General features: G+C 47.9%; 15 protein-coding genes and 1 tRNA gene. 10 read left to right on the top strand and 6 right to left on the bottom strand.

The features are described 5' to 3' along the window. Positions 1-21 precede the first annotated feature (21 nt). The 4 genes from ACTIDN_RS01750 to ACTIDN_RS01735 all read right to left on the bottom strand — a co-directional run bounded on the left by ACTIDN_RS01750 (position 22) and on the right by ACTIDN_RS01735 (position 1639). A complete protein-coding gene (locus ACTIDN_RS01750) occupies positions 22-216 on the bottom strand; it encodes a DUF1656 domain-containing protein (protein ID WP_048837815.1) in 195 nt (64 codons plus the stop codon). A 19-nt stretch (positions 217-235) separates the two neighbouring features. Next, positions 236-733, bottom strand: coding sequence for a MarR family winged helix-turn-helix transcriptional regulator (locus ACTIDN_RS01745; protein WP_441375779.1), 498 nt, complete (start codon positions 731-733; stop codon positions 236-238). A gap of 138 nt (positions 734-871) precedes the next feature. Further along, a complete protein-coding gene (locus tag ACTIDN_RS01740) occupies positions 872-1297 on the bottom strand; it encodes a phage holin family protein (RefSeq protein WP_415508603.1) in 426 nt (141 codons plus the stop codon). Positions 1298-1336: 39 nt separating this feature from the next. Further along, positions 1337-1639, bottom strand: coding sequence for a hypothetical protein (locus ACTIDN_RS01735; protein ID WP_048837818.1), 303 nt, complete (start codon positions 1637-1639; stop codon positions 1337-1339). A 68-nt stretch (positions 1640-1707) separates the two neighbouring features. On the opposite strand from ACTIDN_RS01735, the gene ACTIDN_RS01730 reads away from it, so the two are divergent. The 9 genes from ACTIDN_RS01730 (at position 1708) to ACTIDN_RS01690 (ending at position 9914) form a co-directional block, all read left to right on the top strand. After that, positions 1708-2823: an ABC transporter ATP-binding protein gene (locus ACTIDN_RS01730; protein WP_441375778.1), complete on the top strand. Its 1116-nt coding sequence runs from the start codon at positions 1708-1710 to the stop codon at positions 2821-2823. Between the two features lie 44 nt (positions 2824-2867). After that, the gene (locus tag ACTIDN_RS01725; protein ID WP_441375777.1) at positions 2868-3965 is read left to right on the top strand and encodes an extracellular solute-binding protein; all 1098 of its coding nucleotides are present in this window, start codon (positions 2868-2870) and stop codon (positions 3963-3965) included. A 16-nt stretch (positions 3966-3981) separates the two neighbouring features. Further along, a complete protein-coding gene (locus tag ACTIDN_RS01720; RefSeq protein ID WP_441375776.1) occupies positions 3982-4428 on the top strand; it encodes a hypothetical protein in 447 nt (148 codons plus the stop codon). Between the two features lie 28 nt (positions 4429-4456). Beyond that, positions 4457-4972: a YcgN family cysteine cluster protein gene (locus tag ACTIDN_RS01715; RefSeq protein ID WP_415508607.1), complete on the top strand. Its 516-nt coding sequence runs from the start codon at positions 4457-4459 to the stop codon at positions 4970-4972. A gap of 68 nt (positions 4973-5040) precedes the next feature. Next, positions 5041-5739, top strand: coding sequence for a M48 family metallopeptidase (locus tag ACTIDN_RS01710; protein ID WP_441375775.1), 699 nt, complete (start codon positions 5041-5043; stop codon positions 5737-5739). Between the two features lie 92 nt (positions 5740-5831). Beyond that, positions 5832-5917 (top strand) — tRNA-Leu (locus tag ACTIDN_RS01705). Between the two features lie 95 nt (positions 5918-6012). Beyond that, positions 6013-7614, top strand: coding sequence for a DUF6538 domain-containing protein (locus tag ACTIDN_RS01700; protein WP_441375774.1), 1602 nt, complete (start codon positions 6013-6015; stop codon positions 7612-7614). A gap of 44 nt (positions 7615-7658) precedes the next feature. Beyond that, positions 7659-8819 carry a DUF3644 domain-containing protein gene (locus ACTIDN_RS01695; protein WP_441375773.1) on the top strand — a complete coding sequence of 387 codons (1161 nt, stop codon included), beginning with the start codon at positions 7659-7661 and terminating at the stop codon, positions 8817-8819. Between the two features lie 114 nt (positions 8820-8933). Then, positions 8934-9914 carry a DNA cytosine methyltransferase gene (locus ACTIDN_RS01690; RefSeq protein WP_082770780.1) on the top strand — a complete coding sequence of 327 codons (981 nt, stop codon included), beginning with the start codon at positions 8934-8936 and terminating at the stop codon, positions 9912-9914. Between the two features lie 48 nt (positions 9915-9962). Here ACTIDN_RS01690 and ACTIDN_RS01685 read toward each other — a convergent pair whose 3' ends face one another. Both ACTIDN_RS01685 and ACTIDN_RS01680 read right to left on the bottom strand, forming a co-directional pair. Further along, positions 9963-10616, bottom strand: coding sequence for an HNH endonuclease (locus tag ACTIDN_RS01685; RefSeq protein WP_082770781.1), 654 nt, complete (start codon positions 10614-10616; stop codon positions 9963-9965). Positions 10617-10765: 149 nt separating this feature from the next. Further along, positions 10766-11086 carry a hypothetical protein gene (locus ACTIDN_RS01680; protein WP_441375772.1) on the bottom strand — a complete coding sequence of 107 codons (321 nt, stop codon included), beginning with the start codon at positions 11084-11086 and terminating at the stop codon, positions 10766-10768. Between the two features lie 507 nt (positions 11087-11593). Between ACTIDN_RS01680 and ACTIDN_RS01675 the strand changes: the two genes are divergently transcribed. Next, positions 11594-12955: a hypothetical protein gene (locus tag ACTIDN_RS01675; RefSeq protein ID WP_441375771.1), complete on the top strand. Its 1362-nt coding sequence runs from the start codon at positions 11594-11596 to the stop codon at positions 12953-12955. The last annotated feature ends 865 nt before the right edge of the window (positions 12956-13820 follow it).

Raw genomic sequence — 13820 nt, 5'->3', positions numbered from 1 at the left:
CTCAAAAGCCTTTATGGAGGATCAGACGTACAGGATCAGCAGGCAGAAAATACAGACATACAGCGAGACTTCGAACAGGGCGATGTGCCAGAACCAGCCCAGCACGCCACTCCACCACAGCACGAAGCGAACAAACATGGTCAACGGCAGTGCGGCCAGAGCGTACACCACCACAGGCGCCATAAAGACACCAAAGAGATTGAATTCCGTCAGCATGACGCCATTCTCGTTACACTCATAACCGGACGCTCTCCCGCTCACCCAAGGCTGACTCTCTGGGTGAGGCCGCTGCCTGTTCAACACGATCAAAAATCTGGCAGCAGTCATCCATCTCTCTGGCGGTTACCTCAGCAGTCAGGCGTGCCGCAACCTGATCTGCTGCACGGCTGACCAGCGCTGCAATCTCACGTCCCGCATCGGTAATGCTGACAAGTTTAGACCGCCGGTCTTCTTCATCTGTCGCACGCACAATAAAGCCACGCTTCTCCAGCACGTCCAACAGGCGTACCAGTGAAGGCGCTTCCAAAGAAAGCGACCGTGCCAGATCTGTCTGGCGGAGGGGAGACGCGGAGAGGTTCAGGTAATAAATGGGCCGCCACGTGGCATCCGTCAGGCCAAATTCCCGTAAATCAGCATCAATCTCACGTCGCCACACGGCGGCAAGACGCGCCAGCCGATGCCCGAAGGAGCGGCGGGTTTCTGCTATTGTTACAGGATTGGGGTCAGGTTCCATTACGTGCCTATACTAGCAAGCATGCAAACTGTTTGCACACTCACAATTCAGGGACACATCATTTCCAGAAAAAAAGCCACCCTGCCAATGCAAAATTGGAATGGAACCCTATGGGCAAAGGCAGGGCTGTCTTAAAAATTAGTTTTTCTTACCGCGCATAACGTCCCACACCTTGCGGGTGCCGTGCCGACCAAGAGAGCTTGCAACCGTGGCGGTGACTGCCGCCATGGTCACGGACTCGCGCATCTGGGTCATGCAGCGGTTGCGCGCAATACGGGCCTCTACCTCAGACGTTGTGAGGTAAGAGCGACGGCCGAACAGAACGCAGATCAGCGCCACAAAGAGGTCCAGCGCAAACACGGCGAACGCTGCTGTCACCGGACCCCAATGGAACGTGAAAAGGAAGAGTGCCCAAAGAAGCCCATGCCCGGAAACAAGAGCAAAAAAGCCAAACACAGCGGCAACCACCAAGAATGCAGCCTGACGCCCAAGGCGGATAGCCATTTGCTGCATGAGGTTTGATTGGGCATGCAGGGCTGACCTGCCAAGTTCAAGAATACGCATGGACTCCGAGACTACCTTCGTTCAGATCGCATTAAGTGCTTAGCGTGAGAGCCGACCGAGGATAAAGCCAACAACACCGGAGATGGCGATGGAGACAAGAGAGGACGGAGCACGCGTCTGCTTGGAAATATCTTTGCGCGCATGATTGGCCAGTTCACGTGCATTGGCAACAGCCTGATCGGTCAAATTCTCGGCTTTACCGCCTGCAGTGGTGAGCGCAGGCACAATATGTTTGGTAATCAGGCGTTCCAGATGTGCTTTCACGGCTTCAATTTCGTCACGAGCCGTTTCAGCAGCATTTTCACCAGCGGCTTTTACTTCCTTGATTTTATCTGAAGACATTTGAAAAATCCTATTCGCTCTCAAAAAGTGAAGATACCCTACTAACGGATTAATCAGGATACCGTTGCATGCATACAGCGCATGGCTTGCCGCCACTCGCACTTTCTAACTTCATGGCTCAGCCAAATGCGCCTGACCTGACCGTGCGCGTTGCACAAGGCCATTGTGTGGCACTGCTGGGAATCGGGCCGGACCTGCAAGACTTTGCCCCGCTCACCCGTGCCTTGGCCGGTCATACGCCTGCTTATGGTGGCACACTTTCAGCCGGTGGCGTTGATGTAACGCAAAGACCTGCCGGATCCCGCCAAATTGGTACGCTTGGCCCCCATACGCCGCTGTTCCCGCATCTTTCCGTCAACGAGAATATTTTATTCCCCCTCAAGGCGGCCGGGCGGCTCTCGGTATCAGAAATGCGTTACCGTACCTCAGAGACAGTGGCCCTGCTTGGGCTGGATGCTGTGCGAGACAAAGCCCCACGTGCGCTTACCGCTGAACAGACCTTCCGGGCACAGCTTGCGCGCCTGCTAGTCCTACGCCCGCTTGCTGTGGTGCTGGAAACACCTTTTGCCGGGATGGACCATAGCAGCACCACCCGACTGGTAGCCCTTCTTGAAAAACTGCAACGCGCCATAGGGCTGAGCACGCTGCTGCTTACCCATAACAGGACCGAAGCCCTGTTACTGGGGGATACAATTGGCATCATGCAGAATGGGGCGCTGCTTCAGCAGGGCACGGCAGCAACCTTGCTCCAGCGCCCTGCCTGCGAGGCCGTGGCCGTTGCTTTTGGAGAAGCCAACAGCTTTACCGGCAAGGTGTTGATGCTGGAAGATGACTGCGCCGAACTCCGCCTGCCCTCCGGCGAAACAGTCGAGGCCATGGCCAGCCCTGAGCTGGAAGAAAACGACCTCGCCACAATCTGTGTGCAACCTGACCGGCTTTCCGTCCTGTTTCCGCGCAGCCCTGATGCCGCGAATGAACCTGGCATGTTGCTATGCTCTCTGGTCTCGGCCCGGCATATCGGCAATAGCATTCATATGCGTTTCCGCTTGCAGGATGGAGCGGAAATTATTGCCTACCGTCCCCCTGTTCACATGCCACGAGATTTGGAGCCGGGACGCCCCGCATTGATTGCCTGGCAAACAGCAAATGCTACAGCCTTCCCGATGGACCATAAATCAGGCTAGACTAGCGGCACGTTCAGACTGCACGGTGTGAGGTCATCCTACTTTTGTCTCTGTTTCATGCTTTTACCCAGCGCACAGTGCTTCCAGCACCACGCCCTGCGCACAATATGCCAGCCCGCATTCTGTCGGGGCTGGGGGCATTGGCGCTCGCCTGTATTACAGTCTCCGGCATGACGGCAGAGGTTCACGCCCGCACCTATCGGCACATCCGCCACAGTCCCGCCTCTCCTACCCTGAAGGTACTGACATTCGGCGGGGCCATTGCCGATGTGCAGCAGAAAGTGCTCTTCACCCCGTACAGCCAGACAGAAAAACGCACCGTTGCCATGACATTCTGGAACGGAGAAATTGAAAGCCTGCGCAAGCAGGAAAACACTGCCCCCACCCGTTGGGCGGCTGTCATGATGGAAAACAGCGCCCTTCAGGTCAGTTGCTCTTTGGGTCTGCTTGTACGTGACCCTATGGACAGCTCCAGCAGTAGCTGTGGCCAACCCTCCGCGTCCATTGACTTCGCCATGGTGTGGGACCGCGCCGTGCTGGACAGCCCTCCCAACTGGAGTGACTTCTGGGACGTTGCACGCCACCCCGGCCGTCGCAGCTTGCGGCGTGACCCCCGCACAACACTCGAGGTTGCTCTTTTAGCGGATGGCGTTCCGCCAGATGCCCTTTACCGTGTGCTAGACAGCCGTGAAGGGCTGGACCGTGCCTTCCGTAAGCTTGATCAGCTCCGCCCCTATATCGTGTGGTGGTCCACGCCGCAGGAAGCTGCCCGCATTCTCAAAAGTGGAGGCGCACTGATGGGGTGTGCGCCTACAGGAGAAATCCTGAATTTGCCCGCCACTGAGCGTTCTCGCTTTGGCGTATTCTGGGGGCAGCGTCTGGCCATCAATTATGCGTGGGGCGTACCTAAAACAGTCGGGCAGGATAACACTGCCTTGGCTTTAGTGGCATGGCTGGAGCACCCTACCCAAAAGCAGGCCTTTGCCAATGCATGGCCTTCATTACCGTCTCTTACAGAAATCACATCGGGTACGGCAGACCTACAGCATCTCCCCCCCGCCATTGCGGTCAGTGATACGTTCTGGAGCACGCATCTGGCTGATATAAGCGCCCGCTTTGAGCGTTGGGCTGAAGAACCCTAAACCCGGAATACGGCCTGTGCCCTCACCTTTTTTCCTGATTTTGCACAGCGCACTCATGGCGCTGACCGGCATAGTGCTTGCTACTGCAGTATTAAGCTTGGCATTGCTGACACGCCAAGGCCAGAAACTCCATACTCTTCTGCTGCTGGTGGTTCTACCTGCCACGAGCATCGCGCTTCTACTGCCTTTTTTGCTGACAGGCACTGGCACCAAAGCGGTTCTCATAACGCTTCTACAAGGGGTGCTGATCGGGCCAGTGATCTCTCTTGCCCCCCTCACCCGCCTGAAAAATACACCGGGATCATGGGCCGCTACAGCGCAGGAACTGGGAGCTGGGCGCAAAGCACGCTTTACGTTGCTGTGGCTCCCTTTACTGGGCAATGCTCTGGCTGTGGGGCTTTTTCTAGCACTGATCATCAGCCTGCTAGGAACATTTGCGCTCATCAAGGCATCTCTTCCCTGAAAGAGGTCGGTCGTTTACGATAGGGGACATGACCAAAGCCCCTGCTCCATTCTGGGAAACAACGCCCCTCCACGAAATGTCACGCCCCCAGTGGGAATCCCTCTGTGACGGATGTGGCCGCTGTTGCCTGCACAAACTCCGCGATGAAGAAACGGATGCCATTCACTACACATCCGTTGCCTGCCGTCTGCTGGATACATCCACCTGCCAATGCACTGACTACGCGCAACGCCACCGCAAGGTACAGGACTGCATCACGCTCACGGCTGAAATGATTGCAGAATTAGACTGGTTGCCACCAGATTGTGCGTATCGTCGCCTTTCTGAGAATCGAGGTCTTCCTGAGTGGCATCCTCTCATCACGGGTACGCAGGAGAGTGTCCGACAGTCCGGAGCTTCTGCTGCTGGCCGGTGCATCAGCGAACGCAAAGCTGGCGACCTAGAAGATTATCTGGTTGACTGGCCCAGTGAACCAGCCTTTTCTCCGCCGCATACACCAGCACAGCCGCCGCACATACGCCGTGTCCGCTCCAAAGCCAATTAATCAAGTTCTTGCTGTTATAAGGCATTATCCGGATCAATCTGGGTGTGCCTTACCCATAAGCGCATTCTATGCCTCACCCTGAAACCCTGCAATTTGGCACGCTTACCGTGCCATTAATATGGCGCACATCCCCTCGAACACGGCGCGTGTCGTTACGTCTTGATCCGAAAAAGCAAGCTCTGCTCATCACCTATCCACCAGCCTACCCAGTTCAGCATGTTCTGGATTTTCTGCACAAGCAGCAGAAATGGATTATTGCTCGTTTTAAAAAATTAAAGTCTCAGTCATTTTCTTTTCTGGATGGAAACACCATCCCCATCGCGGGAAAACTTTATACCATCCAGCACCAGCCACAGGGGCGTGGCGGCGCATGGCTGGATGGTGATACTCTTATAGTAACAGGCCAGAGTGATTTCATTGCCCGTCGTGTCACTGATTTTTTAAAACACCATGCCCGTATACTTTTGACAGAAGAGCTGCGGCACATTGCGCAGGCGGCTAATCTTACTCCAAGCAAAGTAGATATTCGTGATACGGCTAGCCGCTGGGGCAGTTGCAACACTGCCGGACGCATCATGCTGTCCTGGCGGCTGGTTATGGCCCCATACCCCGTAAGGCACTACATTATTGCGCACGAGCTCGCCCACTTGAAGCATATGAATCATAGTGCGCATTTCTGGTCCTATACCGATACTTTGACGCCACACCGGCAGCAGGCAGAAGCGTGGCTCAAGCTTTATGGCACCAGTTTGCTAAGCGCACAGTAAAATCCCCCTTGCCCAGACGCGCCAGCGTGCTAAAAACCACCCCACTACAGCCTACCCAGACCAAAGCCCGCCCCAAACGGACTTTGCCTGATGCGAACTTGGCGGAATGGTAGACGCAGGAGACTTAAAATCTCCAGTCCGTAAGGGCGTGCGGGTTCGAGTCCCGCAGTTCGCACCACCCATAACATATTGATTTCATTGACTTTTATGGTCTTTCCACAACCATAAAAGCCGAATCTTCTACAATCGGCTTCTACAAAACGAGCCGTCTGTATGTTGATTCGTCTCCAATCCGGGTATCATTTCCGCAGGGCCGTCCCTTCACATATCCGTGATATTGTGGGCAAAAAGGAGCTATGGCTCTCCCTTGGCACTAACAAACGCGAGGTTGCCAAACCATATGCGTGTGCAGTTTTCGCAGAGACCGAAAGGCTGTTCCGTTCCGTAATGCACCTCAAGACAGAACTCAGCGAAGACGAAAATTTTATCAGAGATGAACTACCTGAAGACGTGCGGGAACTCTTTGACCTGCTCATTCAGGACTATCAGCACAGGATTGCATCCTTACAGACGCAATATGACCATCAGAAACTCAGGCATTCCATGGACAGTCTGGAACAGATGGAAAAGCTGGAGAAAGCCAGAACACTGACTGGTAAAAGTGTGAATCTGCTGGAGCGCACGGTCACAGACCTGAAAAAGACCAAAGCCAGCCTTCCAGCCCTGACTGATATTCAAAGCCAGATTAAGGACATGAAAGCCTTTCTGGCTCCGAAGGAAAAGCCTTCTCCCCTCTTTTCAGAAGCGATTAAAATTTTTCTGGAAAGCAAGGACACCACAGTCAAATCCACTGTGGTCAAATCCTACGAACGCACCTTCAAACGCTTTCTGGAGGTCTGTGGGGATAAACCCATGCGGGATTATACCGGGGCAGATGTTGGGCATTTCAAAGCCCTGATGGAACAGCTACCGGAAAGTTATGGCAAACAGCGCAATGATACCCGGACAGTTCAGGAATTTGTGGCGGATGCGAAGAAACGCAAACTGCCACGCATCTCCGGGAAGTCAGTCAAAAACCATTTCACCAAGCTTTCCGGGCTTTGGAAGCATTTTCTCCTGCGTGACCTTGTGGATCGCAATGTGTTCACAGGTGGCTGGCAGTTTGACACCAAGTCCAAAACCAATCGTGTGCGTTGGAGTGACAGCGACTTAAAGGCCATTGCAGGCCAGCCCTGGCAGTTTGGCACCATCAGCCATAAAACAGCGTCCATGATTGTGGGGATTGCGTCTTATACAGGGATGCGACTGGAAGAAATCTGTCGTCTAAGACCGCAGGACATTCAGGAGATTCAAGGCATTCCGTGCATTCTGGTGCAGGATCACCCTGCCCTGAAAGGTAAACCCTGGACGGAATGGAGTGCGAAGACCGAAGCCGGAAGACGTGTCGTTCCCATCTGCACGACCCTACAGGAAGCCGGATTGCTGAACCTTGCCCAAAGAGCCACGAACCAGAAACGTCACTACCTGTTCCATGACCTGGACTTTAAGGGACAGGACAATAAACGCTCTGCTCACTTCCAGAGGGACTTCAGCAAATTCAAATCACGTCTGGGCATTGGTAGGAGCGTGGTGTTCCATTCGTTTCGACACAACGTCTCGACCAAACTCAGGAACATTCATGAGCATGGCGAGGGTGGCTTACGTGAATCCTGGATTGATGATTTTCTAGGGCACGAAAGCACCGACAAGTCGGTCGGAAGCACTGTCTACTTTGATGATGTGGATATTGTGAACCTCAAAAGAGTTGCGGAAAGCGTGAAATATCCTGAGTATTGGGATATAAAGTCTCTCTTTACATCTAAAGTAAAATGCTAAATTTTTTGTTTTTCATTGAATCTTAAATATTTTCGGAGGATCAAATGCGTGGAAAAACTGGAGGTTCTCTAACACCGGAAGAAAAGCCAATAGTTAAAGCTTTATTAAATCGGGGCATAACGGGGCAAGATATTCAGAATACCATCAACATAGGCCGAAAAGCACCCGTTAATAGTGGTCGTATTTCAGCCGTTAAGACATCGACTATCACACCAGCCAGTGATGCAGAAGTTGAAGCTTACCTTTACAAAAAAAACTCATATGACCTGCAAACTGGTCTGAACATTGTGGATGATGAAAGGATTATAAAATCTCGTGAAGCAATGTTTCTCGCTGTTAATCTCTTCAACACTCCCCATCTAAAATTTAAAGCAGAAGGATTTTCAGTTTATGCAACCATCGCATGGACGTATCTAGTTCATGAATATTGTTCTCGCAATAACGTACCCTTTGAAGATAAACACGGTCGCACTGCTACTCTTTGTGTATTAATTAAAAAACAAGAATTAAAACTATCTACCGGAATCATAAAAAATTTAGAAGCTCTCAAAGAAATCCGAGACGCTGTTGAACATCGTATCACGGGGAATAGTGACGCCAATTGGTATTCTATTTTCCAAGCTTGCTGCCTGAATTATGACGCAACATTAGTTTCATGGTTTGGAATAAAAGTATCCCTTCAGAAGAATCTTTCTTTCGCATTGCAGTTTGCGAAACTATCAATTCCACAGATTGCATCAATACAAAACTTCAATGTTCCACCACGTATTCTAGCTTTAGATGCTCGCTTAAACAAAGACGTACCTATTGATAAGGAAGACATCGAATATCGCTTGAAGGTTATTTACACCTTAGACAAGGTTTCCAAAAGTGAAGCTAATGTACATTTTGTGAACCCCTCATCTTCCGCAGGACAAGAAATCCATAATATTTTATTGCACGAACGTCTTGCAGATGACTTATACCCATTCAAAGCCAAGCCAGTCCAAGAAGCTGTTCAAAAGTCTGTAAAAATTATATTCAATATGAACGCTCATACACGTGCTTGGAAAAAATATAAAATAAGACCCCCATCAAAAGATAAAAATCCCGAAAAAACAAATAAAAAATACTGCGTTTACAATAAAGCCCACAAAGACTACACATACAATCAAAGCTGGATAAATTTTTTAATATCTGAAATAAATAAAGGAGATTTTTTTTAGATTTTCCCCAGATATACAAATCTAAATTATCAAAAATTTCCTATATTTTTCACTCGCCACCAGCACTTAATTTAGTTAAAATGGAACCAGAACAAAAAGTGTACGAGGATTTCCATGGCTATCACATCGCTTGAACTCTGCGCTGGAGCCGGAGGACAAGCCCTTGGTTTAGAAAGGGCTGGCATTGAGCACTCTGGTCTTATGGAAATTGATGCAGATGCATGTGCTACTCTTCGCTTGAATCGTCCTAAATGGACCATCCATAATGCTGACCTTACCACTTTCTCTGGCACTCCATGGAAAGGAGTAGATTTGGTAACGGGAGGATTACCTTGCCCCCCATACTCTATTGCAGGGAAACAACTAGGTCCTCAAGATGAACGAGACCTTTTTGGCCATGGCCTACGTGTCATTGATGAAACTCGCCCAAGAGGCGTAATGATAGAAAACGTAAAAGGTATTCTATCTCCTCGTTTCGAAGAAGTTAGGACCGACCTCAGAAAGAAACTACGAAAACTCGGTTATGATGTGCAATGGCGTCTCTTGAATGCATGTGACTTTGGAGTTCCTCAACTGCGCCCAAGAGTGATTTTTGTAGCTCTTCCAACTCAAACAATGGACTTCTTTGAGTGGCCGACCCCCAACCCATCCTCTGCCTCTACAGTTGGTGATAGCTTATTAGACTTAATGAGTGCAAATGGGTGGGAACTCGCAGAACAATGGGCCCAACAATGTGACGATATTGCTCCAACATTGGTAGGAGGCTCTAAAAAGCATGGGGGTCCTGACCTTGGGCCAACACGCGCAAAACGAGCATGGGAAGCTTTAGGAGTGAATGCAAAATCTATTGCTGAAACTGCTCCAGAACCTGGGTTTGTTGGTCATCCAAGATTAACTGTTCGTATGGCGGCTCGTTTGCAGGGCTTCCCTGATACGTGGCAGATTTATGGACGCAAAACAACTTCATATCGACAGGTAGCAAATGCTTTCCCTCCCCCTGTAGCCTGTGCGGTTGCATCACAGATAAAAAAAGCGATCGAGGAAACTGCAAAAATATCATTACCAAAAAAACGCTATAACAAAACAACTGTTTAAAAAGCATTAAGTGCATTGGCCTAAAAAACCAATGCACTGTAAAAGAATTTATTTTTTACCATATCCGTGAATATATCTTTTTAAAATATTTTCTATTTTATCCCCAGTTTCTCTTTCTATGATTTCCACTCTATCGGCATCATCATCATCCAAGAAAACCATAATCTTATTGTTTGTTTTTTCTGGAAAAGCCCAATAGCAAGAAAGACAATCATCTGAACAGTTCATACACTGTCTACGTTTAACAACATTACAGTTATGACAAAGAGCCTGCCAATTACCAAGGTCATTGGTCCCTCCCCGTATAAGGGGAATTTTATGGTCGGCCTGAAGTCCTCTTGTCCCTGGCAGAACATGTTTTTTACATATAGCACAACCATAATTTGCTTTAGTAAAAATATCTATTTTTTCTTTTTCTGATAAATAAGTTCTGACATTTCCTTCCTTAATTATATCTGAAATCAGCCTCCAAACAGGGAACCCCTCCTTCATAGAAGCTTCTAAATCACAACCTTTTTCATCACGTAACTCTCTCAAACGTCTGTCAAAATATTTTTGTCCTGTAACATCTAACAAATGTTTGGATTTTACCCAAGCTTTCGGGAAATTATTATCCAAGGGTTCTCCCCATAACTCTCTAAGCAAAATATTTTTAACTTTGCTTTTTTCTCCAACTTTTTTTAAATATTCTTCAATATCCATTATTGAAAAACTCCCAGATACAATGAAAACTGTATCAATGATATCAGGAAGTTATTCCGCTAACTAGGACCTATCATTAAACTAGATTCAATATCTTCATCATAAAAATGGCTTATCAAAACCCCATGTTTCTGGTATGCGCCATTACATCACGCCTTCGTGAGCATCATGCACCTTCTGACAAGAGTGATCGCTTTCTTCTTCATTCTGTCAGGAGGTTCAATTCCCATGCCCTGAAGACGTTCCAGCAAAGCCAGAACAGCAGAGGCATCCTCTGCACTGACAGCAGGTTTCCCATTGGTAGCCACCATGGCTTTCCCTGCATTTCTGTCCTGTCTGATTTTTTCCAGAATAGCCAGTGTCAGCCACTCTCCAGCTTTCATGCCCTGCTTCTGGCTCTGTGTGATGACAGCTTGCCTGACATCAGCAGAAATCCCCCTGATGCCCCATGTTTTCGTAGTGTCTTCCATATGTTTCCTTCCCTGTTAAACAGCCCTGTCCAACCAGTATGACAGGAACACAGGCAAGGAAGACTGGACGTTGCAAAGAATGGCTCAACAGCCAGTTTAACAAAGAATGCCCTGAAATCCGGACAACAAAAAAGCCAGACTTGTGAGAATCTGGCTTCCATAACACAGATGGGGAACTACTCCATCCAAACTACTGTTTTTGTGTAATTTTAGTATGCACAATTTAAGGTATTTTGTCAAATAAAAATACATATTTGTTAATAATCTTTCCTGTATATAACTACAGTTTATATTTTACTTGCATAAATTAATATTTCATGCTTTAATAATGGAAAAAGCCAGATGCGACAAACATCTGACTTTAACAAATGCGATGGAGAAGAGGCCACCGAGAACAAAACAACCACGTTTTATGATTTTGATTATGTAGTATTTAAATGAATTAGTCAAGTAAAAAATGTAGTTCTCGTAATTTTTTCTTCATCCTGATTAAAGGAGAAGAATTTTATGGGATTAGCATTTAAAAAACCTGAAGTAGCACTCGACAGATATCCATACGATTGGAGGATGAAAAGGTTCAAACCTTACAATCCAAATCTGTTTTTCATCATGGGTCAAAAATTAAAACAGCCTGATGCAAAAGGCAGAACGTGGTGGGATAAACCTTACCATATCTCGGAATACGAAACCGTTTTTGACATGGCCCAGGACATTGAAGATTCCTATATCTCCATGAACTGGTTTTACAAATGCAGTCGCAGGGGCGAGTTTGTCGCGGTTTTTGACCATATCTGCATCGACCTTGATTGCTACAAATATGAAACCAACCCCACCATTCAATATCACGACCTTGGGGAGAATTATGAAATCCTGCTCAAGTTCTGCGATGACAACAACATTCCTCGTCCCTCCAATATCCTCAGTTCTGGCAGAGGTATTTATCTGCATTATACGTTTGAATGTCCTGTTCCAGCACGATGCAAAGGACGCTTTCAGGCTACTCACAGAGAACTGTTAAGAAAATTCATCCCATGGGGAGCAGACCAGGCAACCTATGATTTTTCACGTGTCTTTCGTCTTCCTGGGAGTGTGAACTCTCAGCATCCAAGGCGTCATCGATGCGAGTTCCTTGATTACAGAGGAAAGTTTTATGACTTCTCGACCCTGTGCGACATGGTTCTTCCAAAGAAATACGAAGATTACAAAAAACAGAAGATAGCCAGACAGGAGAGGCGTGAAAAAGCCAGGGTTGAATATCTGGCTCGCAGGAAAACCAATGCGCTTGTTCCTGACGAACGTGGAGCCCAGGGTTTCAAGGGGTGGGCTTCATGGGCCAAGAAAGGACTGTATGACCTGAAAACGCTTGGCTTCCTGCGCTACAGGGGACCAGTTCGCAAAGGGGAATGTGATATTTTCTGCCATGAAGCGGGCATCCTGCTGGCTCAGATATCCAATCCTGACAATCTTCCCTCCAATCTGGAACAATGGGCTGAAGGCGTGATTGATGAGGGATATATTGCCAAACATATGCACAACGCCATGCAGACCCTCTACAAGAAAGCCGGTCAGGACTATTCAGCCAAAAAGCGACATAAGGGCTACACGACTGGCACAAAGACCATTATTCAGAAATTAGGCATTACCCGCGAGGAAATGAAACATCTGAGTGTCCTCATTGACCATGAGGAAAGATTGCTCAGAAAACGCACCAAACGTCATGAACAGGGAAATGTAGAAAGACCAACCAGTCAGGGACAAAGCCGAGAAGCATGGCTTGCGGAAAATAATCTGTCAGTTTCCAAACCATGGGAAACCCTGAACATTTCCAGAGCGACTTATTACAGAATGAAAAAATCAGGAGCTTTGTAAGGTTCTGGTTTTGTTTTTGACGTGAGACAGGTGTGGACGGATAACTATGGATTATGAAATCCACCCAACCTTCTTTTTTTTTCTTTTTCTTTTGGTTCTTTTCTTTTTCCCTATCACTTTCAGATTAATCAGACCCATTTTTCTGTTTCTTGTGATTCACTCTATCAGGTTCGTTCCATATCCTCCGTAAATCTCCATAATTGACCCGTGGATGCGATTTTTCCCTTTTCAGGGAAGATTATACCCTTCATTCCTGTTTCGTGTCTGTGTGTGGCTTATTTCGCGTTTTATCTGTTTCACCAGATCCATCTGGAAAATCTGTTTCTGGTTTCAAAGGTCACTACAGATTTTTTTTCTTTGTAGTGAACTTCCGGTTTTCTTCATAAATGAACCGTAGATGCAGGGTTTACCCTTGGAGGGTATAATCCTTCCCTGAAAGTCTGTTTTGCTTCTCAACGTGGCTTATTTCGCATTGGAACAGCATGTCTGATGCTTTCCCATCCGGGTTATTACAGAATGAAAAAATCAGGGACTTTGTAAGGTTCTGGTTTTGTTTTTGACGTGAGACAGGTGTGGACGGATAACTATGGATTATGAAATCCACCCAACCTTCTTTTTTTTTCTTTTTCTTTTGGTTCTTTTCTTTTTCCCTATCACTTTCAGATTAATCAGACCCATTTTTCTGTTTCTTGTGATTCACTCTATCAGGTTCGTTCCATATCCTCCGTAAATCTCCATAATTGACCCGTGGATGCGATTTTTCCCTTTTCAGGGAAGATTATACCCTTCATTCCTGTTTCGTGTCTGTGTGTGGCTTATTTCGCATTGGAACAGCATGTCTGATGCTTTCCCATCCGGGTTATTC

It is taken from the genome of Acetobacter sp., from assembly GCF_052102375.1.
Taxonomy (GTDB): Bacteria; Pseudomonadota; Alphaproteobacteria; order Acetobacterales; family Acetobacteraceae; genus Acetobacter.
The sequence above is the reverse complement of the archived record's forward strand: the minus strand, read 5'-3'. Positions and strand labels throughout refer to the sequence as shown.

Coding starts and splice junctions, on each gene's coding strand:
- ACTIDN_RS01745 (WP_441375779.1), bottom strand. CDS start 733: ATGGAACCTGACCCCAATCCTGTAACAATAGCAGAAACCCGCCGCTCC.
- ACTIDN_RS01740 (WP_415508603.1), bottom strand. CDS start 1,297: ATGCGTATTCTTGAACTTGGCAGGTCAGCCCTGCATGCCCAATCAAAC.
- ACTIDN_RS01735 (WP_048837818.1), bottom strand. CDS start 1,639: ATGTCTTCAGATAAAATCAAGGAAGTAAAAGCCGCTGGTGAAAATGCT.
- ACTIDN_RS01700 (WP_441375774.1), top strand. CDS start 6,013: ATGTTGATTCGTCTCCAATCCGGGTATCATTTCCGCAGGGCCGTCCCT.
- ACTIDN_RS01680 (WP_441375772.1), bottom strand. CDS start 11,086: ATGGAAGACACTACGAAAACATGGGGCATCAGGGGGATTTCTGCTGAT.
- ACTIDN_RS01675 (WP_441375771.1), top strand. CDS start 11,594: ATGGGATTAGCATTTAAAAAACCTGAAGTAGCACTCGACAGATATCCA.
- ACTIDN_RS01690 (WP_082770780.1), top strand. CDS start 8,934: ATGGCTATCACATCGCTTGAACTCTGCGCTGGAGCCGGAGGACAAGCC.
- ACTIDN_RS01695 (WP_441375773.1), top strand. CDS start 7,659: ATGCGTGGAAAAACTGGAGGTTCTCTAACACCGGAAGAAAAGCCAATA.
- ACTIDN_RS01750 (WP_048837815.1), bottom strand. CDS start 216: ATGCTGACGGAATTCAATCTCTTTGGTGTCTTTATGGCGCCTGTGGTG.
- ACTIDN_RS01730 (WP_441375778.1), top strand. CDS start 1,708: ATGCATACAGCGCATGGCTTGCCGCCACTCGCACTTTCTAACTTCATG.
- ACTIDN_RS01715 (WP_415508607.1), top strand. CDS start 4,457: ATGACCAAAGCCCCTGCTCCATTCTGGGAAACAACGCCCCTCCACGAA.
- ACTIDN_RS01685 (WP_082770781.1), bottom strand. CDS start 10,616: ATGGATATTGAAGAATATTTAAAAAAAGTTGGAGAAAAAAGCAAAGTT.
- ACTIDN_RS01710 (WP_441375775.1), top strand. CDS start 5,041: ATGCCTCACCCTGAAACCCTGCAATTTGGCACGCTTACCGTGCCATTA.